This is a genomic window from Panacagrimonas perspica, assembly GCF_004364935.1.
Classification (GTDB): Bacteria; Pseudomonadota; Gammaproteobacteria; order Nevskiales; family Nevskiaceae; genus Panacagrimonas; species Panacagrimonas perspica.
The window spans coordinates 137002-157946 of record NZ_SOBT01000013.1 but is presented as its reverse complement, the minus strand read 5'-3'; the positions used below and the strand labels follow the sequence as shown (position 1 = coordinate 157946).

Sequence of the window (20945 nt, the reverse complement as noted above, 5' to 3'; positions counted from 1 at the left end):
TGATGCACGGACGGCAGGCTCGGACTTGCAGAGCCTATCCGATCAAACGGGCGCCTCGTACAACACGCGGAGTCCTGCCCGATCAGGGCTCCGCGTTGCCGTCCCAACCTCCACCCAAAGCCTGGATCAGCGCCACCGCGGTGGTCTGCCGATCGAGCGCGGCCTGCACCAGCGCGCGTCGCGCCGACAGCGCAGACGCCTGGGCCACGACCACCTCGGTGAAACTCACCTGCCCGGCCTTGTACTGGTTGAGCACGACCTGTTCGTTCTGATCGGCCGCGGTCGACGCCTGTTCGCGCAGCGTGTGCTGACGCGCCAGCACGCGCTGCGCGCTCAACTGGTCCTCCACGTTCTGGAACGCCGTGAGCGCGACCTGGCGATAGTTGGCCACCGCCTCGTCGTACGCGCCCTGCGCCTGCTCCACGCGCGCGCCGGTGGCGCCAGCGTCGAACAGCGTCTGTGCCGCCGACACGCCGATCGACCACACCATCGACGAGGTGCTGAACAGATCGCTGAGCTTCGACGTCGTCTTGCCGTACGACGCGCTCAGGCCGAAGTTCGGGAAATATCCCGCGGTCTGGATGCCGATCTGCTCGTTGGCGGCCGCCAGGCGGCGCTCGGCCGATGCAATGTCGGGCCGGCGCAGCAACAACGTCGACGGCACCATCGCGGGGACTTCGGGGACCACCGCGTTCCAGCCCGCCGGCTGCAGGTCGAAATCAGCAGGCGCACGGCCGGTCAGCACCGCGATGGCGTGCTCGAGCTGGTCACGCTGAAGCATCAGGCCTTCGAGATCCGCCGTCGCGTTGTAGACCTGGGTCTGCGCACTGAGCAGGTCGCTGCGGGGCGCAACGCCGACCTTGTAGCGGTTGGTCGCAATCTGCAGCGATCGCTCGTAGCCTTGCAGCGTGCGCTCCAGCAGCCCGATCTCCTCGTCGGTCTCGCGCAGCGACAGGTAATTGAGCACCAGCTCGCCCTGTGCCGAGAGCCGGGCGTTCGCCAGATCCGCGGCGCTGGCTTGCGCGTTGGCATCCGCTGCCGTGGTGGCACGGCGCAGCCGGCCCCACACGTCGGGCTCCCAATCCGCGCCGATGCTGGCCTGGAAACTGTTGCGCGTCCCCTGGCTGCCACCGCCATCGCCGTTGTTGCTGCCACCGCTGTTGCGCGAGCGCGACGCGCCGACGTCGAGCGACACCACCGGGAACAATCCGGCGCGCTGCTCGCGAACCAGCGAGCGGGCCTGCTGGTAGGCCGCCTGCGCGGCGACGATGTTCTGGTTGTCGACCAGCACCTTCTCCGCCAGGGCATCGAGCTGCGCGTCCTGGAACAAGCGCCACCAACGGCCGCGATCCACCGCGTCGGCGGGCGTGGCGGCGACCCAGCCTTCCGGCGCTTCCTTGAACTGCGCGGCGGCCGCGACCTCGGGACGGCGGTAGTCCGGCCCGACGGCGCAGCCGGCGATCAGCAGGGTCACGCCGAGTGCCGCTACCGCATTCGCGACGACATTGTTCTTCATGCCGTCGCCTCGGCGTGACGGGCCAGCAGGCGCTCGTCGGGGTTCTTGCGTCGCAGCTTGTCCATGTACACGTACACGACCGGCGTGGTGAGAAGAGTGAGCAGCTGGGAGGCGATGAGGCCTCCGATGATCGTGACGCCGAGCGGCTGGCGTAGTTCCGAACCTTCGCCGTAGCCCAGCGCCAGCGGCAGCGCGCCCAGCGCGGCGGCCAGCGTCGTCATCAGGATCGGACGGAATCGCAGCAGGCTGGCCTCGCGCACGGCTTCGACGGCGGACAGGCCGCGCGAGCGTTCGGCGTCGAGCGCGAAATCGATGATGAGAATGGCGTTCTTCTTGACGATGCCGATCAGCAGGAACAGGCCGATCAAGGCGATCAGCGAGAACTCCATCTTCAGCAGCATCAGCGCGAGCACGGCGCCGACCCCCGCGGACGGCAGCGTCGACAGCACCGTCACCGGGTGCGCGTAACTTTCGTACAGCACGCCGAGCAGGATGTAGACGACCACGATCGCCGCGAGGATCAGCAAGGGCTGCTGCTTCTGCGATTCCTCGAACGTCTTGGCCAGGCCCTCGAAGCTGCCGCCGATCGACGTCGGCATGCCGATGTCGGCTTCGGCCTGCCGGACGATGCCGCGCGCGTCGGACAGCGACGTTCCCTCGGCGAGGTTGAACGACACCGTCGTCGCCAGGGTCGCGTCCTGGTGGCTGATCGACGTCGCGGCCGCGCGTTCGGTGATCGTCGTCAGCGCCGCCAGCGGCACCATGTTCCGCGTGCTGGTCGCCAGCGCGCTGCCGGTGGAAGGATCGCGCAGCGCGGGATTGGCGACGCTGGCGGGGCTACCGGTGGAATCGGTACGGGTCGCAGCATCACCGCTGGCTGCTGCGTCGCCGCTCGTGGTGCCGCCGGTCGACGCGCTGCCCGCGGGCACGTAGACATCGTTCAGCGCGTCCGGGCCCTCGCGGAATCGGCGCGCCACCGCGAGCACCACGCTGTACTGGTTGATGTCCTCGTAGATCGTCGACGCGGTGCGCTGGCCGAAAGCGTTGTAGAGCGCGTTGTCGACGTCGCGCGGCGTGATGCCGAAGCGCGATGCGGTGTCGCGGTCGATCGTCACGAACGTCTCGACGCCGTTCTCCTGCTGATCGGTGCTGATGTCGGTGAGGCCCGTCTCCTGCTCCAGGCGCGACGAGAGCTTCTGCGCCCACTGCTTGAGCTCGCCGCCGTTGTCGCCCTTGAGCGTGTACTGGTAAGTGGCGTTGCTCGACCGCCCGCCCATGCGCAGGTCCTGCACCGGATTCAGGAACACGCTGACACCCGAGATCTGCGACAGCTTGGGCCGCAGGCGCGCGATGGCGGCACTGCCGGGCTCCTTGCGCTCGGCCAGCGGCTTGAGTTCGACGAACATGAAGCCGCCGGCGCGCGAGCCGCCGGCGAAGCCGACGACGGTGGACACGGCCGGGTCCGCGCGCACGATGGTGACGATGGCTTGCAGCTTCTCGGACAGGGCCTGGAACGAGATGCTCTGGTCGGTACGGAACCCCGCCATCAGCGAGCCGGTGTCCTGCTGCGGGAAGAAACCCTTCGGGATGTTGATCAGCAGATAGGCGTTGAGCGCCACGACGAATGCGAGCAGCGCCATCACCAGGCCCCGCGCACCGAGCGCCCAGTCCAGGCTCTTCTCGTAGCTGCGCAGCAGGAACTCGTAGCCGGCCTCGAAGAACCGCGCGATGCGGCCAGGTCTTGGACCACCGGGCTCTTCGCGGCGCAGGATCTGCGCGCACAGCATCGGCGTCGTCGTCAGCGACACCACCAGCGAGATCATCACCGCCGCCGACAGGGTCAGCGCGAACTCCAGGAACAGGCGCCCCTGCTGCCCCGCCATGAACAACAACGGAATGAACACGGCGACCAGCGACAGGCTCATCGACACCACGGTGAAGCCGACTTCCCGCGCGCCCTGCAGCGCGGCCTGGACGCGGCTCATCCCCGCCTGCAGATGGCGCGAGGTGTTCTCGAGCACGACGATGGCGTCGTCCACGACGAAGCCGGTGGCGACCGTGAGCGCCATCAGCGACAGGTTGTTCAGCGAGAACCCCATCAGCTGCATCACGCCGAACGTGCCCAGCAGCGACACGATGGTGGCCACGGCCGGGATGATCGTCGCGCGCAGGTTGCGCAGGAACGCGCTGACGACCAGCACCACCAGGATGATCGACAGCACCAGCGTGAACTCGACGTCGTGCAGCGACGTGCGGATCGAGCGCGTGCGGTCGGACGCCACCTGCAGACGGACCGCCGGCGGAAGCTGCGCCTGCAGCTGCGGCAGGATCGCGCGCAGGCGGTCGACGGTCTGGATCACGTTGGCGCCCGGCTGCGTGCGGATCAGGACCACCACCGCGGGCTCGCCGTTGAACAGGCCGATGTTCTTCTCGTCGGCGGGGCCGTCGCGGATCTCGGCGACGTCGCCCAGGCGGATCGCGGCACCGTTCTTCCACGAGACGATGAGCCGGCGGTAGTCGTCGGCGTCACGGCCCAGGACATTGGTGTAGAGCTGCCAGCGCCGCTCGTCGTCGCCGACCGCGCCCTTGGGACGGTTGGCGTTGGCCGATTCCAGCGCGGCCCGCACGTCCTCCAGCGACAGGCCGTAGCGATTGAGCGAAAACGGGATGACGTCGATGCGCACGCCGGGCAAGGAGCCGCCGCCGATTTCCACCTCGCCCACACCCGGCACCTGCGCGAGCTTCTGCTGCAGGACGTTGGTGACGGCCTCGTACATCTTGCCGGTCGCCATCGTGTCCGACGTCAGCGCCAGCACCATCACGGGCGCCTGCGACGGATTCGACTTGTTGTAGGTGGGGTTGCTGCGCAGCGTGGCGGGAAGGTCCACGCGCGCGGCGTTGATCGCCGCCTGCACCTCGCGCGCCGCGCTGTCGATGTTGCGCGTCAGCGCGAACTGCAGGTTGATGCGCGTCGTGCCGCTGGAACTCTGCGACGTGATCTCGTTGACGTCCGAGATCGCGCCCAGACGTCGCTCGAGCGGCGTGGCGACGCTGGTCGCCATCGTCGCGGGACTGGCGCCGGACAGCGAGGCGTTGACCGAGATCGTCGGGTAATCCACCTGCGGCAGCGGCGCCACCGGCAGGCTGAAGAACGCGCCGATGCCGGCCAGCGCGACGCCCGCCGTCAGCAGCACGGTGGCGATCGGACGACGGACGAAGGGCGCCGACAGATTCATGCGCCGCTGGCCCCCGATGCGTTCTCCGTCAGCGGCGATGGCGGACGCGTGCCGCCGAAGCGCCGTCCGAGCCGGTCGAACGCCAGATAGATCACCGGCGTCGTGAACAAGGTCAGCGCCTGGCTCACGACCAATCCGCCGAAGATCGCGATGCCCAGCGGACGTCGCAGTTCGGAGCCTTCGCCGAAGCCGAGCATCAGCGGCACGGCGGCGAACAGCGCGGCCAGGGTCGTCATCAGGATCGGCCGGAAGCGCAGCAGCGCCGCCTGGTGGATCGCGTCGCGCGGCGCCATGCCCTCTTCACGTTCGGCCGCGATCGCGAAGTCGATCATCATGATCGCGTTCTTCTTGACGATGCCGATCAGCAGGATGATGCCGATGATCCCGATCACGCCCAGGTCGCTGCCGGTGATGATCAGCATCAGCAGCGCGCCGACGCCGGCGGACGGCAACGTCGAGAGGATCGTCAGCGGGTGCACGTAACTTTCGTACAGCACGCCCAGCACGATGTAGACGCAGATGATCGCGGCCAGGATCAGCCACAGCTGGCTCGACAGCGCGTTCTCGTAGGCGCTCGCGGCGCCCAGGAACGTCAGGCTCACGCTGGCCGGCAGGCCGATCTCGACGGCCTTCGCGCGGATCGCGTCGACGGCGCGGCCCAGCGCCACGCCCGGTGCGGTATCGAAATTGATCGTCGTGGCCGGGTACTGCGCCACGTGCGTGACCTGCAGCGGCGAGCGTTGCGGGGTGATCGTCGCGAACGCGGACAGCGGCGTCGGCCCGTTGCCCGATTGCAGGTTCAGCAGGCCGAGCGACTCCGGATCGGTCAGCAGGTCCGGCCGCGCTTCGAGGATCACGCGGTATTGATTGGTGTCGGTGAAGATCGTCGAGATGATGCGCTGGCCGAACGCGCTGTACAGCGCGTTGTCGACGTCCGAGGCGCTGATCGACAGCCGCGAGGCGGTGTCGCGGTCGACGTTCACCATCGCCGCCCAGGCCTTGGCGCCGGCATCGGTCACGGGGTTGCGCACCGCGGGTTCGGATTCCAGCGCGGCGGTGAGCTGCGTCGCCCAGTCCGCGACCACCGCCGTGTCCGCGCCCTCGAGCGAGGCGCGGTACTGCGTCGGGCCGGTCTCGGCGTCGATCGTCAGGTCCTGCGTGGGCTGCAGGAACAGGCGCACGCCGGCCACGTTGCGCTCGACCGCGTCCGTCAGCCGCGCCATCACCTCGGCCTGCGATCCGCCGCGCTCGTCGCCCATGTTGATGAGCATGCGGCCGGTGTGGAGCATCGCGTTGTTCGAGCCGTCGACGCCGACGAAGGAACTGAGGTTGTCGACCGCGGGATCGTCGAGCACCACGCGCGCCACCGCCTGCTGCAGCTCGGCCATCTTCGCGTAGGAGATCCCTTCGGTCGCCTGGATGCGCGCCTGCAGCTGACCGGTGTCCTGCGTCGGGAACAGGCCCTTGGGAATCGCGATGTAGAGCAGCACGGTGACCGCCAGCGTCGCGAGCGCCACCAGCAACGTCGCGCGCTGGTGATTCAGCACCCACGTGAGCCAGCCGTCGTAGCGCCGCACGATGCGATCGAACCCCTGCTGCACGCGCGCACCGATGCCCTTCGACGGATGCATCGACTCCGGCTTGAGCCAGCGCGCTGCCAGCATCGGCACCAGCGTCAGCGACACGACGGCGGAGATCAGGATGGTGACCGCCAGCGAGATCGCGAATTCGCGGAACAGCCGTCCGACGACGTCGCCCATGAACAGCAGCGGGATGAGCACCGCCACCAGCGAGACGGTCAGCGAGATGATCGTGAATCCGATCTCGCGTGCGCCCTTGAGCGCCGCGGCGAACGGCTTCTCGCCTTTCTCCAGATGTCGCGCGATGTTCTCGATGACGACGATCGCGTCGTCGACGACGAAGCCGGTGGCGATCGTGAGCGCCATCAGCGACAGGTTGTTCAGCGAAAAACCGAGCAGGTACATCGTTCCGCAGGCGCCGATCAGCGAGATCGGCACCGACAGGCTCGCGATCAGCGTCGCCTGCGGGCTGTGCAGGAAGAAGAAGATCACCAGCACCACCAGCACCACCGACAGCAGCAGCTCGATCTGCACGTGCTGCACCGACGCGCGGATGCCGGTCGTGCGATCGGTGAGCACCTGGACATTCACCGTCGGCGGCAGCGTGCCCTGCAGGTCCACCAGCCGCGCCTTGATGGCGTCCACCGTCTTGATGACGTTGGCGCCGGGCTGGCGCTTCACGTCCAGGATGATGGCCGGCGTGCGGCCCGCCCAGGCCCCCAGCTGCACGTTCTCCGCCGCCTGCACCACCTGCGCGACATCGCTCAAGCGCACCGGCGCGCCGTTGCTGTACGACACGATGACGCGCTCGTAGTCCTCGACCGTCACGAGCTGATCGTTGGCGTTGATCGCGTAACTGCGGCTCGGCCCGTCGAAGCTGCCCTTGGCGCTGTTGGCGTTGGCCGCGTCGATGGCGCTCTGCAAGGTCTGCAACGTGATGCCGAACGAGGCGAGCTGCTGCGTGTCGGCCTGGATGCGGATGGCCGGGCGCTGGCCGCCAGACAAGGTGACGAGTCCGACGCCCGACACCTGGCTGATCTTCAGCGACAGGCGCGTGTCGGCGAGGTTGCGGATCTCGGTGAGCGGCAGCGTGTCGGACGTCAGCGCCAGGCTCAGCACCGGCGCATCGGCGGGGTTGATCTTGGCGTAGACCGGCGGCGCCGGAAGATCCGCCGGCAGCAGCGAGTTGGCGCCATTGATCGCGGCCTGCACTTCCTGCTCCGCGGTGTCGAGCGCCGAACTCAGGCCGAACTGCAGCGTGATGATCGAGGCGCCGGCCGTGCTCACCGAGCTCATGCGATCCAGCCCGGTCATCTGGCCGAGCTGGCGCTCGAGCGGCGCCGTCACCGTCTGGCTCATGACCTCGGGGCTGGCGCCCGGATACAGCGTCGACACCTGGATGGTCGGGTAGTCCACCTCCGGCAACGCCGACAGCGGCATCAGGCGAAAGCCGACGAGCCCGCTCAGCACGATCGCCGCCATCAGCAGCGCCGTGGCGACGGGCCGCTCGATGAAGAGACGGGACGGGTTCATGCCGACGACTACTGCGGCGGCGCAGGAACGGCGGCGCCGTCCTTCGGTGTCCGCTTGCCCCTCTCGCCGTGCGTCCTGCCTTTGGGTGCGTCGCCTGCAGCCGCCTCACCACGCTTCTCGCCCGGCAGCGTCACCTTGCCGCCTTCCTTGAGACGATCGCCGCCGTCGGTGATCACGGTCTGGCCGGGCTCGAGCCCCTTCACGATCTGCACGAGATCGCCGGACGATGGCCCGCGCTGGACTTTGCGTGCCGTAGCGGTGTCGTCGTCCTGCAGCAGCCACACGAAGTCGCCGTCGGCGCCGTTGCGCACGGCCGAAACCGGCACCACGCTGGCGCCCTCGATGACCCGCAACGTCAGCCGCACGTTGACGAACTGGCTCGGAAACAGCGCGCCGTCGGCGTTGGCGAAACGCGCCTTGGCGCGCACCGTGCCGGTGTCGGTGCTCACGAGGTTGTCGAGCGTGGAGAACGTGCCTTCTGCGAGCGTCACCTGGCGGCTGCGGTCGAGCGCGATGGCCGGGATCTTCGGCGCCTCCCCGGACGCCACACGTTTCTGGATCTCGCCGACGCGGTCCTGGGGGACGGTGAACACGACATCGGTCGGCGACACCCGCGTCACCACGGCGATGCCGCTCGCATCGCCGGCGCCGATGTAGTTGCCGGCGTCGACGACGCGCAGGCCCACTCTTCCGGCGATCGGCGTCTTCACCTCGCTGTAGTCCATGTCGAGCTGCGCCGCGGCAACCGCGGCGCGATCCGCCACGACCGTTCCCAGCAGCTGCTTGACGCTGGCGGCCTGCGTGTCGATGTCCTGCTGCGCGATCGAATCCAGCGTGCCCAGCGTGCGGAAGCGCTCCAGCTGGAGCTGCGCGTTCTGGAGCTCCGCCTCGTCACGCTGCAACTGCCCGCGCGCCTGGTCGAGCGTCACCTGGAACGGTCGCTGGTCGATCACCGCCAGCACCTGCCCCTGGGTCACCATCTGGCCTTCGACGAAGCGGATGTCCGTGATCACGCCGGCGACCTGCGGCCGCACCGTGACCGTCTCCGACGGCGTCACCGTCCCCAGGGCCTCGAGAATCACGGGAATGTCCTGCTGCACGACCTTCGCCGTGCCGACCGTCGTCGGCATGCCACCACGACCGCGGCCCCCGCCGCCACCCGGCGCTCCCGCCCCCGGCGGACCACCGCCCATCGCGCCTGGCGTCGTCTGCGTCTTGCTCCGCTGCGTCAGCCCCCAGGCCAGAGCCGCCAGCGCCACGATGATCACTGCCACGACAACGACGCTACGGATTCCGGTTCGCCCCCGCTGCGCGGAACGGCGACTGAGCTGTTTCATCATCTGGATTGGCGCTGCCATCGAAGGGTCACGATGCGAGGCCATATGGTACGGGCCGGTCCGGGCAAAATATCCGGGGCGGTGTGTAAAGAAGTGCTACGGCCGCACGTGCGAAATGCAAAGGAGGAGGTCGGGACGTGGCGGCCGATCCCGCCCGGATTCGGTCGACGAGCCAACAAGACCTGCGCAGATTGTTCTCGAGGATCGGCATTCCCGGCCCTCGCACACGGCCGCCGTTCAAGCTTCCAGGGGGAACGTGCCGCGAAAAGCGACCACTCACCCGGATACCCGGCGGCTCCTGATCGAGGGATGGCCTGTGACGGTACCGCGACCTAGGATCACGCGCATGTGAACCGTTGGACATGGGACCGGATCGACGTGGAAGGACCAGGCGTTTTCACTGCAGGGAGGCGGAATCCGCCCGATGCGGATTCGGGAGGTGACCCATCCGGTCGCTCCATCGGCCCGTGCATCGGCCACGCAGGTTCGTGATCACGACTCGCATCGGGAGTCAGCCATGACCCTTCTGTTGCTGATCGGTCACGGACTTCTCGCGGTCGCGCTGCTCGGTGCGGTCACGCACCAGGCGGTAGCGCTCCGCACCTGGGCACCGGCCGATCCCAACCGGTTCCTGCATCGCTATCGTCGCGTCCGCGCGCTGACGTTCGCCAATGCCGTGCCGCTGTTGTACGCCGTCGTGGTGCTCAGCGGCGGCCTGATCTATCCGGATTATCGGCTCGACGTACGCATCCCTCTCGAAGAACTCAATCTGCGCGCGATGGTCGGGCTGTTCGAACTCAAGGAGCATTTCGGCGGCATCGGGCTTGGAACGCTGCCGCTGTACTGGTACCTGTGGTCGTCCGAAGCCACCACCCCCGGCCATCGGCGTTCCTGCATCGTCGTCACGATCTTCCTGGCGTTCACGGTCTGGTGGGACTTCCTCGTCGGCCACGTGCTCAACAACCTCCGGGGCCTGGCATGAAGATCCGCTTTTCGCCGGTGGTGTTCTCGGCCGCGTTCTGCGTGACCTATGCGCTGGCATTCCAATTCGATCTCCACCTGTTCGCGTACTACCCCCTGGTCAAGGAATTCCATATCGCGCAGCAACCCGCCACCAGCGGACCGGGGATGATGTGGTACGGAATTCTTGCCACCGCCACGCTCGCCGCCTGCATCTGCGCGGTGCTGATCCCGCACCGCTGGCTGGACCGACCACTCGCGTCCTGGCTGTGGGTCTTTCCCATCGGTTGCGCAGCGGCCTACGTCTTCTTCATGCGGAGTTTCTTCCTGTGAGATTCGCCGCTCGCCCGACCGGGGCTTCGCATCGTCGTGAGCGGGGCCGGCTGCTCGCAGCGCTCACGCTGGCGTGGAGCGCGACACTGGGTGCGGGCGGCTACGAGTTCGTGCCACCGGATGCCGAAACCCTGAGGGATCCGGTGCGCTCGGGCGTCATGTATTTCGGCTCGGTGCGCGACGAGAATGGCCAGTACGTCGCGGGCGTGACGGTCACGCTGGACGCGGGAAACACCAGTTTCGTGGCCGTGACGAATTTCATGGGCCGCTACCGGATCCGCTACATCCCGATGGAGATCGATCCGAAGCAGATCCAGCTTCAGTGCACCAAGATCGACTACGTCCAGGTTCAACTGATCAAGCGCCCGCCGCTGTCGACGACGATCAGCCCCATCCAGGCCGATTGCGTCCTGCGCCGTGCCGCCTGATGAGGTCTATCGCAACGGATCCGCGGGCCTGGCCCTAAGGGCGGCGCCGTTGTTGCTGATCATGATGGGGACATCGTCCATCGCGACCGCAGCGGGCCAGACAACGCTGAAGCCACAGGAGCACGCAGTCGTCGCCGAACAGCGCGCGCGCCTGGAATCCATCCGCGCCTCGGGCGACCGGCAGGCCGCGCGACACCATGCATGGACCCTGTTCGATACGCTGGCGTCCGACACGGCGGGCAGGACCTGGCCGTTCTTCGAGGGATGGTTTTCGGAAGCGGAAACCTTCGAGCCGGAAGCATCCGCAGGCGTGATGCCGCCCTTCACCCACCCCGCCAAGTTCCGCTCGCCTGCTGCTCCCGGTCACCAAGGCGTTCCCGGCGCACCGCTGATCACCTACGTGCACTTCAACGCATCGGCATATCAGCACATCCGGGAACATCGACTGTTCGATGCTGATGCGCTGCGCGGACTCGCAGAGTCCGGCGCAAGCGATCCGGAGTTTCGACAGGCGCGCACCATCCCTGCACTTCCCGCTTCCGCGATCGCGCTGAAGACGGGCTGGTGGCCGGTGGCCGCGCACGGTGTGACCGCACTGCCCGTCTGGGATGCGGACGCCAACGATCCCCGCGTGGAAGGCAACGACTATTCGACGTGGTCGCGCGTGATCGGCGTGGCCCCCGAACGCCGACGCACGACCGCCACATCGGCGGACCTGGAATTCATGGGGCGCCGGATCACCACGAACGAAGTGGTCGGACTGGATGCCTTCGTTCGCGTCGAGCTCGACGACGACACCGCGCGGCGCGTCATGCAGGATCCTGCGGCCTTGCGTGCGGCACAACTCGCCCTCGGCAGACCGCTGCAGGCAGGCGACTACCTGCTTCTGGTCGCGCTGCATCTGGCGACACGCGAGATCGACGACTGGGTCTGGGCCACGTTCTGGTGGCACGATCGTCCGGACACCGGGCCCTTTTCCAGCGGCCGTCCCAAGGCGCTTCCTGCGCCCTGGAATCAGTACCTGATGAGCGAGACCCTGGATTTCAATCAGCCCACGGAGCGCGACGGAACACCGGCCATCGCATTCAATCCATGGCTCGAGGCCCGCTTCCCCGATGCCGGCATGGGTTCCGGCGTGGTGAGCAACTGCATGGCCTGTCACGTCCGCGCAAGTTATCCGCCGGTCGATTTCGCGTCGGTGCTACGTGGAACGCCACTGGCGTCGAGCGACCCCGCGATGGGAGCCGGACAGGTCCGGACCAATTTCCTGTGGTCGATTCCGATCCAGGCCCAGTAGCCGGGGCTGAATGCGAGATTTCGCGTCCTTGATTCTCCGGGACAACGGCTGCCGGGGCGCGTTGTTGGGCGACGACGTGGCCCGGGCCTTGATACTCAGCGGACGCGAGCGGATTCCTGACTAATGTCGGTGAACATCCGAATCGCGTTGCTGCCCTTGCCCGTGATCTCGAGAATTTCGCCTCCACCGGGGCCAAAGCTGAACGCGTGAACCGTTCCTCCGAGCACGTGAACGAACGTGCCTGCATTGCACTTCGACGTACTGCCATCACAGGTGAACAAGACCTCGCCCTTCGTGATGAAAAATGATTCATCCCAGTTGTGGCTATGCGGCGGCGGGCCGACTCCCTCTTCGCCAGTCTGATAGGTGACCTGCAGGTCGCTCATTGCCGCCTCGGGTGCGAGGGGCGTTATCTTCGCCCCCATGACACTGAGCGCAGATGGCCGTTGGTCCGGTCCGACAACGAACGGTTTTGTGCTCATGAGGGCTGCCTCCGTGAGAAGAATTTCTGCCGAGGTTGTCGCCTGACGCCCGCGATCAGCCGGAACTCTGCCGCCACGACTGCTCTTGCAGATTGGGCTGGTACTTCCCGGCGGCAGAGACCTCGGCTGCATAAGCGGGTTGGGCGACAAGGTCACTTCCTCTGGCCCATGGCTCTCTCAAGCACGAGTGCGATCTCCTCGTGCCCATTCGCACGTGCGGCCTCTAGCGGTGTCTTTCCGCCCGCGGTTGCAAGAGAGGGGTCGGCTCCCGCTGCGAGCAATGCCTCGACAATTTCTCGATGCCCGTTCGCTGCAGCCGTACCCAGCGGCGTGAAGCTATCGCAGCAGCGCCAATCAAGCCAGGGGCCGTGCCTGAGCAAGGACTTCACGATTTGCAGATGCCCGTTAGCTGCGGCGACAAACAGCGGTGACGGTCGCTCGGCGTACGGCGCCCATGCGGACCCGACCAGCTCAGGACCACCTGGTTCTACGGCGTCTACGGGCGTACCACGGGTGAGGAGCGCTTCGACCATAGCTGGTTGGCCGCTCTCAGATGCTTCTATCAAGGCAACGTAATCTTCAATTCGCTGTTGCTCGGTCTGAGATGAACAGGCCACTACGAGAAGAAGAACAAAGGCGATGCGAAGTGCTCTAGCCATTTGTTGCTCAACGCCTAGGTTAAGCCGCAGCCGTGCACGGCATGCGCTCTAAGCGGGCACAACGCCTGGGGCGTGGTGGTCGACTTGAACCGCTGGTTAGGGCTTGCGTCAGTCAAGGTGACCTCGGATAACTTTGCACGTGGCCATGAGCTTGCCACTGAACTGACTACTGATGTGCCGGGACCCAGTTGGGCCACAGCCATGGCTACCTGCGCCCTCGGTACGGCTCACAGGCAATGCCGTCATTGTCGCGGTCGAGATGCGAGCCATAGCCAGGTTCGCCGCGACTGATGGGTGCAGCTCCTGCCGCGCGAGCCGCGTCACAGTTCCTGAAGGCGCCGGCCGGCTGGGGCCTAGAAGATGAAGCTCTCTCAGACGGCTCGGACTGGATAAGTGCAGCTGCCGGTCCGCCGCGGTGGCAGTGATAGTCGCCCGTCTTACGATTCGTGTGGCAGCCGTTCTTATCTAAACCGCCGCCGTGCGAAAAAGCCTCGCCTGCTATGGCAATCACGAGCAGAGCTAAAAGGGTTCGCATGCATGCACGCTCTTTTGAGCCCTACCGCCCGCGTTCAGCCGCGGCCATGCCGCAGCAAAGCGGAGGCATGGACGTCGGCCGGAACAGCTGGTTGGGCGGCATGTGCGGCGATTACCGGGCCATGACCAGGACTTTCCAGCCCCCATCTAGGGGTGGGATCGTTCCACAGCAAGGGCCGCCGTCTCTAGCACAGCCGTGGATTTCCACGAGAAGAGCCGCATTGTCTTGCGCCAGGGCCTCGTCGACCAATGCCCAGGAGATGGCGGCCGTCTTGATCTTTGCCCGCCGAGTCCAGCCGGTCTCCGCTTGCCCCGCCATCGTTCCCGAATTCAGGTAGAGAAAACGATCCGACGCCGGACCTTGCGCATAGGGACCCAGGATGCTCGGCACCTTACTCCCGGCCCTCGAAGCGACTCGGACCGGCACATCAAACACCAACTCTGTGTCCATGCAGCTACTAGGCTCGAGCAGGTCCGACTTTCCTCGCTGCATCGCGAATTTCACTCCGGGGGGAGCGTTCCTCACCACGACTCGGATCATCAGCTCGCGGTTCTCGACACCTGCGGGACTTTTCTTCATGACACCCAACGCCAGCGTTAAGGGGTAGACCCGCCGAAGGCGGGGCCGTCGGCTTGAACAGCTTGTTGGGCCGGGGACCCTTCCTTTATGGCGTCGTATATATCCAATGAAAGTTCAACTCCTCGCTCGGCGAGCGTCCGCAATGTTGGTACGGAAACAGAGACCCCGTCATTGCTTGTGCCCATGAACCACCCGCAGAAGAGGTCAACCTCATACCGAGCGCACAAGCTTTCCCACGCATAGAGATCATCGGTGGCGAGAGAAAAGAGACGCGCAACCTGGCCATTGAAATCTTCTGGCTCTGTTGCCGGGACCTTCAGGAACCAAGCACCGCAGGTGCGCGCTCGGGTGTGCCCCGCCCGGATGCTTTGAACGTCTCCCTTGCGCCACGACTCGGTCGGTTCGCAACGCAGCAACGCGGTTACCTCGTCAGGAATGAGGTCATCACCGAACACCCGGAGGGAGATAGCAGTGTGGTCGAGCAAAGGCATTCGTTTAGGCCCAACGCCTAAGCTCAGCCGCCGTTTGCCGCAGCGAAGCGAAGGCAAAGCGGTCGGCTGGTTTGGCCACGGCTAACACCCGCGCGAGGTGTTGATTTCCACTGCCGCCCGCAGCCCCGCTTCGATGGCTCCGTCCAGATAACCGGGGTGGTCATGAGCCGTCTCGGTGCCGGCCCAGTGGATATTGCCGATGGGCGCGTGAGGGAACGGCAATTCGGCAGGCGAACCGGGGCGGGTCAGGGCCAGGTAACCACCGCCGGCATTCTCGTCGAGGTGCCATGACTTCTCATGCCAGCTCGCCGGCTCGAGGACCTCCCGGCCGAGGTGCGGAACGAGGTCGTTTAGAAGAATTTTCCGGCGCGCCGCAGGCTCAAGAGAGTCGAGTGCCCGTGCGGTTGGACCGCCGACAAGGATGACCAAGTGCCCAGGCCCGTCCGGTGAGCCGCTGTCGAAGACAGCGCGGCCCGGGTCGTCGAGGACGATGAATTCCCCGCCAGCTTGATCTCGCCAGAACGGTGTTTCGTAGACGGCAATCGCCTTGAAGACCGAGCCCATGTGGGTGGTGTTCTGCAATTCGGCGGTCTCGGCCGGAAGTGGCGGATCGAACCGGATGCGCTTGGCCATGGGCGGCGGCACGGTGAGGATCACTTTTGACGCTCGCACCTCGCCTTCCGTAGTCCGAAGGGTGACACCAGAATCGTCGTGGATGATCTCCGTCACGCGATGGCCGGTGCGGACCCGAGGTCCGACTTGGCGGGCCAAATGTTCGGTGAGGGATCCGATGCCCTCTTTGACCAAAGTGTCCTGGGCGCCGCTCCGACCATGACTGGGCTGCAGCAGAGGCCACGCTTCTGATGCAGCCTCCGACATTCATCAGTACCTCGGAGTTCTAGTCCCTGGATACGAGGGCGAGCAAGAAACTCAGCAGCAGGTGCCAGATGCAGACAGCTAAGACCGGATCTAACCAGCGCTTCAAGCCGACGACCACGCCTCCGGGCATCTGCTTGTTCGGATGGTGCGGGCAGTGGCGTGGTCGCGGCTGAAGCTAGGCGTTGGGCCTCAACAGCATGAACCGTGAGATCGTCACGTCGGCAATCGGGGCGGACCTCGTAAGGGCGGAACTCTCATTCTTCGCGCGTCACTTTCAGGAACGCGGGCAGAAAGTTTGTGGAGCCCTGTTCGGCTTTGCTTGGGGCAACGACTACTACCCAGGCAGTGAGTGGGACCACGTGAGTATTCCTCTAGCCGATCTCGTCCAAGAGGTAGAGCGCGTCGAGTCTCAGGGCTGGGGTCGTGTTGGCGCGGACGACCTATTCATCACACTCAAAGAATTAGGTGTTGAGTTCCGCTTCTGTCATGAGGCAGATATTCACCTCACCTTTGAAGCGGGCGCGGAGCTAGGAGAGTTCTACTTCGAGCGCTGGAGTGCCCTAGGATTCGCGCCTTCGGAGTGGGAGGTCCTTCATGCCGGCAAGCTCGGAGCAAAGATTCGCTAGGGTGCTGGGCCCAACCAACGGTTCAAGCCGACGGCCACGCCCCAGGGCGGTTGGTTGTTCGGATAGGCCTGGTTGTGGCGTGGCCGCGGCTTAACCTCGGCGTTGGGCGGCATGAGAGAAGTTCTCCTACTTGCTTGCGCCTGCCTCCTTGCGCATGAAGCCGGTGCCAGTTCATACAGAGTGCACCAAGCCGCGATGGACGTTCAGGCATTCGGCCAAGCCACGCGGAGTCTGCGTTCAGACATCGGCAGATGCCCCACACTGGCCGAATGGCCGAGCATTCTTTGGACCGCACCGGCTGGAGAGGTACGTTGGAGGGGCCCCTACATGAGAGATAACGCGCTTCCGATAGACCCCTGGGGACAGCAGTACGTCTTTGTCCCAGACGGGCAGAGCGCTTCCCATTGCGGCATCTATTCGCGGGGAGTTAATGGAGTCGACGAACATGGGGCTAATGACGACGTGTCGTCCTGGTCCGGCTTCGCCAACGATGCTTACTTTCCGAACGCCACCCGTGATCGCATCCTAGGCATTGCGATGATGGGAGGCCTTCTAGTAGCCGTGCTCAGTGCCGTGTATCTAGTGGGATCGTAGGCGGTGGCGTTGCGGGTGATGATGGTGTTCTAGCTCTCCACCATGCTCTCGTGCCGATCCTTGCATGCGAGTCCGTGGCCTAGATCCGTAGCGCACTCCACGCAAAGACCCTTGCAGCAACCTTTGCAGCTTCCAACGGCCATGCGGTCCGGATGGTTGAAGCAGTGCATGAGATCTCCTTGATGCCTAACGCCTGCGATCAGCCGGTGCTCTGCCGCACACACCGGCCGAACCGTGAGAAGGAAAGGTCACGGGCGGCAGAGACCTCGGCTGCATCAGCTGGTTAGCGGCATGACTGCGCAAACTCTGCAGAGGTTTTGAATTGCTCGTAATCACAGAACTTCCCCTCGGAGTCAGAGTGCATCTCATAGGAACTACCGGTCCAGCGATAATGAGCCACATAGACCTCGTTTCCTCCGCTCCCCCAAAGTGGGCTGAACGTCTCGAAATCGTGCCAGCCGTCATGTGTTTCGGGCAGGACTCGAACAGGATGATGCGATTGGCTGACTTCTCCAATGGGACGCCAACTGTTCCCCAAGCTCTGAAAGAGAACGAAGTCTCCGTTTCGCATGCCGCCGCCAGAGCAAATGAGGAGCTGAGCTGGACCCGACTCGCGGAGCATCACCTCTTGCTCTGCGGGATAGTGCAAACGCCAACGGCCAAGAGCTCCATGCCATGCGCGTAACGCTTCGACCGTGTAAGGAGGATCCGGCGGATCAATTAAGCCGGGCACAACATCGGGAGTTGGCGCTGCGGCACCGACAGTGCAAAGCAGCAAGAGAAGGTACGGAGCGATGTTTCTCATGCCGCTAACGCTCAGGTTAAGCCGCGGCCACGCCAAAACCGCACTGTCCGGCCGAACAACTGCCCGGAGGCGTGGACGTCGGCTTGAACCGTTGGTTGGACGCGTCACTCACACATGCAGTACTCGGCGACGTGGCCATTAGACACGTACTCGCCGCATTCAGGCGGAGCTAGAGCTTGTGAGCAGTGGCCTCGCTCCACGCCATCAATGCTGGCCGCCTCTGTCGGGACGCAGAGACCCTGACATTGAGCGGTATCTGTGCACTCCTTCCCACCGTCCGTCGTCTTAGCATCCGCGCAATAGAACCAGGGCTTTGAGCCCGATGACAGTCGCCACGCTCCGCTTTTCATCTCGCACTCCTCGGCGGTCTGGGGCATCGGCTTGAAGAGCGGGTCTTCAGAGTACGCCTGCGGAGCGGATAGCAGGATCAAAATGAACACTACAGCCTTCATAGCGTCCAACGCTCAGGTTAAGCCGCGGTCATGCCACAGCGTACGCCTACAGCCTGACTTACTGCCCGGGGGCATGACCGTCGGCTTCAACCGCTGGTTGGGCTCCCGCGCTAATTGCTACCTGCTCCTCGAATGCTCTGATGGCAGGAAGGACTCGCGGGTGTGCACGCACCCACGCTCTGCCTATGAAGTCCGTGACGGAGGCACCCCGAAGAACGGACTGCAGTGACCCGTTCTTGGCTCCGTGCAGCAGGCTGTGACATTTGTGCATTGCCTCCTCGCTGATGTCCGCACCCGGCTCTCCCGCTTCGGCTCCCCACTCTTTCTGCAGCGAAGAGATGAGTTTGCCTGCAGCGTGCTCTAGAGGTGTCTTTTGCTTTTCCATGCCCAACGCCCTAGCTCAGCCGACCGCTTGCCGTAGCGAAGCGGAGGCAAGTGGGTCGGCTGGAGCGCCTTGTTGGGCGACGCCACTCTTAGCTACGAGTTGGTTTGCCGCCAACTGCTTGCAGATATAGCCCACGACAAGGCGGCGTTCAGTTTGTAATTGAAGGTCTTTGTTTTTCTCTAGCGCAGCTAACGCCTCAGAGACAACTTGCCAAGTGGATGAACCCTCAAACTCGCTATACGAGCGATCTGACGCTTGCATTGTGCGCTCCAGTTTGGTGCTCACTTCAATTGCTTTCGCTTTGACGCCCAACGCCTTCTTAGGTAACGGACCGTGCGCCATAACCCGAACTCAAGCGTGCTAACGCACATCTGGCCAGCGCAAGGATCTGACCGGTATACCGATCCCGAATCCTCGCTCGCGTTATGGCGCAATGAACGGATCAAATCGACGGCCCTCTCAAAGTGGACCCGACGCCCCTGCCCCGCGACTGCTCGACATGGTCAGGGACCGGATCCGCACGCGTCACTACAGCCTCAGAACCGAGACCGCTTACACGAACTGGATTAAACGCTTCATTCTCTTTCACAACAAGCGGCACCCACGCGACATGGGCGGGGCCGAAGTCGAAGCGTTTCTGACGTCTCTGGCCGTGGAGCGTAGCGTGTCGGCGAGCACGCAGAACCAGGCGCTCGCGGCCATGCTGTTCTTGTACCGGGAGGTGCTGCAGATCGATCTGCCCTGGATGCAGGACGTCGTCAGGGCCAAACAGCCACGTCACCTCCCCACCGTGCTGACGCGTCCGGAGGTCATCGCCGTCCTCGAACACCTCGACACGCGTTTCGAGCTGGTGGGAAAGCTGTTGTACGGGACGGGAATGCGCTTGATGGAATGCGCCCGCTTGCGCGTCAAGGATGTCGACTTTGCAATGCAGCAGGTCACCGTTCGCAACGGCAAGGGAGGCAAGGATCGAGTGACGATGCTGCCGCAATCCTTGTCAGGTCCACTGCGCGCACACCTGGCGCTTCGTCGTACGTTGTTCGATCAGGACCGCAAGGACGGCCGCGCCGAGGTCTGGATGCCCGACGCCCTTTCAGTGAAGTTCCCGAACGCGTCGAGGGAATGGTCCTGGCAATACGTGTTCGTCGCACAGGGATTTTCCGCCGACCCTCGATCAGGCGTCAGGCGGCGCCATCACATCGACGAGAAGGAAATCCAGCGCCAGGTGCGGCTCGCGGCTCAAAGAGCCCGGATAGCGAAACCGGTGTCGCCGCATGTGTTTCGACACTCGTTCGCGACACACTTGCTCGAAGGCGGTTATGACATTCGGACCGTGCAGGAACTGCTGGGGCACGAAGACGTGAGCACGACGATGATCTACACGCACGTCCTGAATCGCGGAGGACGCGGGGTGAAAAGTCCACTGGACGGATAGCGGCGGAGCGGCACGCCGGCGAAAGCTACGACCGCCGCTACGACGGTACTTCCCAAGAGCGCGGTGCGACGTCCGCGCCCCGCTTCAAACCGGCGGCTTCTTCCCCTCCATCAGTAATGCGACAGGAAATAGTCGACAGACGCTTCGATGACAACCGGGAACGGCTCCTTTGCCGACGCCATCGTCTTCGTAAACGTCCGCTTTCCGTTGATGTCCGCTTCGATGTAGATCACATAGACGGTCGCGCGATTCAGATTCTCCTCTTCCGTGTAGAACGCGCGCTCATACTCGTTCTCAACGTAAGTGAACTTCGTCGAGTCGATCACCGACTGGCTCAGATTGACCGTCATCTTATCCATCGATTGGGCGACGACCGCGCCACCGACCGCTCCTGCGACCACGCCGCCCATGGTGGTCTTTCGAAGCTGGGTCTTTGCGTTGACGTAAACCACGAGGTGATGGACCGTGATCGCCAGCGGCTTCTTTCCATCGGCTCCCAGTTTCTGCTGCGCCTTTCGTCGAAGCAGGTACATCCCGGTCGGCGACATCTTGTCCTCGCCGGTGCGGTAGATGCCGTATCCCGCTCGCGTGATCAGCGTGCTGAAGATGGTGCTTTCTCTTTCCGTGACGGGCCGATAGTCCCGCATCGGTCCGGTCCACACCGGCGGAGGCTCCGCGGCCGGCTGAATCTTGGGCGCTGAACTGCACGCGGTCAGCAACAACAGAATCAGGAGCGACGATATCGTTTTGATCATGATCTCCTCATCTGCATCCTCGGCCGGAAGATGCGCAAAAAAACGTCC

Annotated in this window: 19 protein-coding genes; 7 read left to right on the top strand and 12 right to left on the bottom strand. The window is 64.7% G+C overall.

Translation table 11 applies throughout. From position 1 onward, the window contains the following. Positions 1-82: 82 nt before the first annotated feature. From DFR24_RS23910 to DFR24_RS23895, 4 genes are read right to left on the bottom strand one after another with little or no spacing between them, the layout of a single operon-like run. Positions 83-1516 (bottom strand): efflux transporter outer membrane subunit, encoded by a 1434-nt coding sequence (locus DFR24_RS23910; protein ID WP_133883989.1) that lies wholly within the window; start codon positions 1514-1516, stop codon positions 83-85. Continuing rightward, positions 1513-4752, bottom strand: a complete 3240-nt coding sequence (locus tag DFR24_RS23905; RefSeq protein ID WP_133883988.1) for an efflux RND transporter permease subunit — start codon at positions 4750-4752, stop codon at positions 1513-1515. The genes DFR24_RS23910 and DFR24_RS23905 overlap by 4 nt, the downstream gene beginning before the upstream one ends. Then, complete coding sequence (locus tag DFR24_RS23900; protein ID WP_133883987.1) at positions 4749-7865, bottom strand: efflux RND transporter permease subunit; 3117 nt, start codon at positions 7863-7865, stop codon at positions 4749-4751. Before DFR24_RS23900 ends, DFR24_RS23905 begins: the two co-directional genes overlap by 4 nt. 8 nt (positions 7866-7873) lie before the next feature. Further along, on the bottom strand, positions 7874-9139 hold the full coding sequence (locus DFR24_RS23895; RefSeq protein WP_246051787.1) for an efflux RND transporter periplasmic adaptor subunit: 1266 nt from the start codon (positions 9137-9139) through the stop codon (positions 7874-7876). Positions 9140-9719: 580 nt separating this feature from the next. Here DFR24_RS23895 and DFR24_RS23890 point away from each other — a divergent pair. From DFR24_RS23890 to DFR24_RS23875, 4 genes are read left to right on the top strand one after another with little or no spacing between them, the layout of a single operon-like run. Continuing rightward, a complete protein-coding gene (locus tag DFR24_RS23890; RefSeq protein ID WP_133883986.1) occupies positions 9720-10184 on the top strand; it encodes a hypothetical protein in 465 nt (154 codons plus the stop codon). After that, positions 10181-10495 carry a hypothetical protein gene (locus tag DFR24_RS23885; protein WP_133883985.1) on the top strand — a complete coding sequence of 105 codons (315 nt, stop codon included), beginning with the start codon at positions 10181-10183 and terminating at the stop codon, positions 10493-10495. The genes DFR24_RS23890 and DFR24_RS23885 overlap by 4 nt, the downstream gene beginning before the upstream one ends. After that, positions 10492-10923, top strand: coding sequence for a carboxypeptidase-like regulatory domain-containing protein (locus DFR24_RS23880; RefSeq protein ID WP_133883984.1), 432 nt, complete (start codon positions 10492-10494; stop codon positions 10921-10923). The genes DFR24_RS23885 and DFR24_RS23880 overlap by 4 nt, the downstream gene beginning before the upstream one ends. After that, positions 10913-12220: a hypothetical protein gene (locus DFR24_RS23875; RefSeq protein ID WP_133883983.1), complete on the top strand. Its 1308-nt coding sequence runs from the start codon at positions 10913-10915 to the stop codon at positions 12218-12220. The genes DFR24_RS23880 and DFR24_RS23875 overlap by 11 nt, the downstream gene beginning before the upstream one ends. A gap of 95 nt (positions 12221-12315) precedes the next feature. On the opposite strand, the gene DFR24_RS24600 is transcribed toward DFR24_RS23875, so the two are convergent. The 6 genes from DFR24_RS24600 to DFR24_RS23850 form a co-directional block, all read right to left on the bottom strand. After that, a complete protein-coding gene (locus DFR24_RS24600) occupies positions 12316-12606 on the bottom strand; it encodes a cupin domain-containing protein (RefSeq protein ID WP_162851404.1) in 291 nt (96 codons plus the stop codon). A 248-nt stretch (positions 12607-12854) separates the two neighbouring features. Then, complete coding sequence (locus tag DFR24_RS25475; RefSeq protein WP_133883981.1) at positions 12855-13361, bottom strand: ankyrin repeat domain-containing protein; 507 nt, start codon at positions 13359-13361, stop codon at positions 12855-12857. 205 nt (positions 13362-13566) lie between these two features. Next, positions 13567-13896, bottom strand: a complete 330-nt coding sequence (locus DFR24_RS25470; RefSeq protein WP_133883980.1) for an excalibur calcium-binding domain-containing protein — start codon at positions 13894-13896, stop codon at positions 13567-13569. Between the two features lie 111 nt (positions 13897-14007). Next, positions 14008-14436: a DUF5990 family protein gene (locus DFR24_RS25465; RefSeq protein ID WP_366518978.1), complete on the bottom strand. Its 429-nt coding sequence runs from the start codon at positions 14434-14436 to the stop codon at positions 14008-14010. Between the two features lie 56 nt (positions 14437-14492). Next, the gene (locus DFR24_RS25460) at positions 14493-14966 is read right to left on the bottom strand and encodes a DUF4279 domain-containing protein (RefSeq protein WP_133883979.1); all 474 of its coding nucleotides are present in this window, start codon (positions 14964-14966) and stop codon (positions 14493-14495) included. Positions 14967-15047: 81 nt separating this feature from the next. After that, positions 15048-15845 carry a flavin monoamine oxidase family protein gene (locus tag DFR24_RS23850; protein ID WP_133883978.1) on the bottom strand — a complete coding sequence of 266 codons (798 nt, stop codon included), beginning with the start codon at positions 15843-15845 and terminating at the stop codon, positions 15048-15050. Between the two features lie 197 nt (positions 15846-16042). Between DFR24_RS23850 and DFR24_RS23845 the strand changes: the two genes are divergently transcribed. Further along, the gene (locus DFR24_RS23845) at positions 16043-16471 is read left to right on the top strand and encodes a hypothetical protein (protein WP_136249382.1); all 429 of its coding nucleotides are present in this window, start codon (positions 16043-16045) and stop codon (positions 16469-16471) included. A 111-nt stretch (positions 16472-16582) separates the two neighbouring features. Beyond that, positions 16583-17065 (top strand): type II secretion system protein GspG, encoded by a 483-nt coding sequence (locus DFR24_RS25455; RefSeq protein ID WP_133883976.1) that lies wholly within the window; start codon positions 16583-16585, stop codon positions 17063-17065. 1657 nt (positions 17066-18722) lie between these two features. Here DFR24_RS25455 and DFR24_RS23835 read toward each other — a convergent pair. Continuing rightward, positions 18723-18992 carry a hypothetical protein gene (locus tag DFR24_RS23835; RefSeq protein WP_133883975.1) on the bottom strand — a complete coding sequence of 90 codons (270 nt, stop codon included), beginning with the start codon at positions 18990-18992 and terminating at the stop codon, positions 18723-18725. A 214-nt stretch (positions 18993-19206) separates the two neighbouring features. Here DFR24_RS23835 and DFR24_RS23830 point away from each other — a divergent pair, with 214 nt between their 5' ends. Continuing rightward, positions 19207-20142 (top strand): integron integrase, encoded by a 936-nt coding sequence (locus DFR24_RS23830; RefSeq protein WP_210772506.1) that lies wholly within the window; start codon positions 19207-19209, stop codon positions 20140-20142. A 110-nt stretch (positions 20143-20252) separates the two neighbouring features. Here DFR24_RS23830 and DFR24_RS23825 read toward each other — a convergent pair whose 3' ends face one another. Beyond that, positions 20253-20897 carry a hypothetical protein gene (locus DFR24_RS23825; RefSeq protein ID WP_133883973.1) on the bottom strand — a complete coding sequence of 215 codons (645 nt, stop codon included), beginning with the start codon at positions 20895-20897 and terminating at the stop codon, positions 20253-20255. Positions 20898-20945 lie beyond the last annotated feature (48 nt).

Excerpts from the sequence above, each read along its gene's own strand:
- DFR24_RS23910 (WP_133883989.1), bottom strand. The coding sequence starts at position 1,516 with ATGAAGAACAATGTCGTCGCGAATGCGGTAGCGGCACTCGGCGTGACC.
- DFR24_RS23905 (WP_133883988.1), bottom strand. The coding sequence starts at position 4,752 with ATGAATCTGTCGGCGCCCTTCGTCCGTCGTCCGATCGCCACCGTGCTG.
- DFR24_RS23900 (WP_133883987.1), bottom strand. The coding sequence starts at position 7,865 with ATGAACCCGTCCCGTCTCTTCATCGAGCGGCCCGTCGCCACGGCGCTG.
- DFR24_RS23890 (WP_133883986.1), top strand. The coding sequence starts at position 9,720 with ATGACCCTTCTGTTGCTGATCGGTCACGGACTTCTCGCGGTCGCGCTG.
- DFR24_RS23885 (WP_133883985.1), top strand. The coding sequence starts at position 10,181 with ATGAAGATCCGCTTTTCGCCGGTGGTGTTCTCGGCCGCGTTCTGCGTG.
- DFR24_RS24600 (WP_162851404.1), bottom strand. The coding sequence starts at position 12,606 with ATGAGCGACCTGCAGGTCACCTATCAGACTGGCGAAGAGGGAGTCGGC.
- DFR24_RS25475 (WP_133883981.1), bottom strand. The coding sequence starts at position 13,361 with ATGGCTAGAGCACTTCGCATCGCCTTTGTTCTTCTTCTCGTAGTGGCC.
- DFR24_RS25470 (WP_133883980.1), bottom strand. The coding sequence starts at position 13,896 with ATGCGAACCCTTTTAGCTCTGCTCGTGATTGCCATAGCAGGCGAGGCT.
- DFR24_RS25465 (WP_366518978.1), bottom strand. The coding sequence starts at position 14,436 with ATGATCCGAGTCGTGGTGAGGAACGCTCCCCCCGGAGTGAAATTCGCG.
- DFR24_RS25460 (WP_133883979.1), bottom strand. The coding sequence starts at position 14,966 with ATGCCTTTGCTCGACCACACTGCTATCTCCCTCCGGGTGTTCGGTGAT.
- DFR24_RS23850 (WP_133883978.1), bottom strand. The coding sequence starts at position 15,845 with ATGTCGGAGGCTGCATCAGAAGCGTGGCCTCTGCTGCAGCCCAGTCAT.
- DFR24_RS23845 (WP_136249382.1), top strand. The coding sequence starts at position 16,043 with ATGAACCGTGAGATCGTCACGTCGGCAATCGGGGCGGACCTCGTAAGG.
- DFR24_RS25455 (WP_133883976.1), top strand. The coding sequence starts at position 16,583 with ATGAGAGAAGTTCTCCTACTTGCTTGCGCCTGCCTCCTTGCGCATGAA.
- DFR24_RS23830 (WP_210772506.1), top strand. The coding sequence starts at position 19,207 with ATGGTCAGGGACCGGATCCGCACGCGTCACTACAGCCTCAGAACCGAG.
- DFR24_RS23825 (WP_133883973.1), bottom strand. The coding sequence starts at position 20,897 with ATGATCAAAACGATATCGTCGCTCCTGATTCTGTTGTTGCTGACCGCG.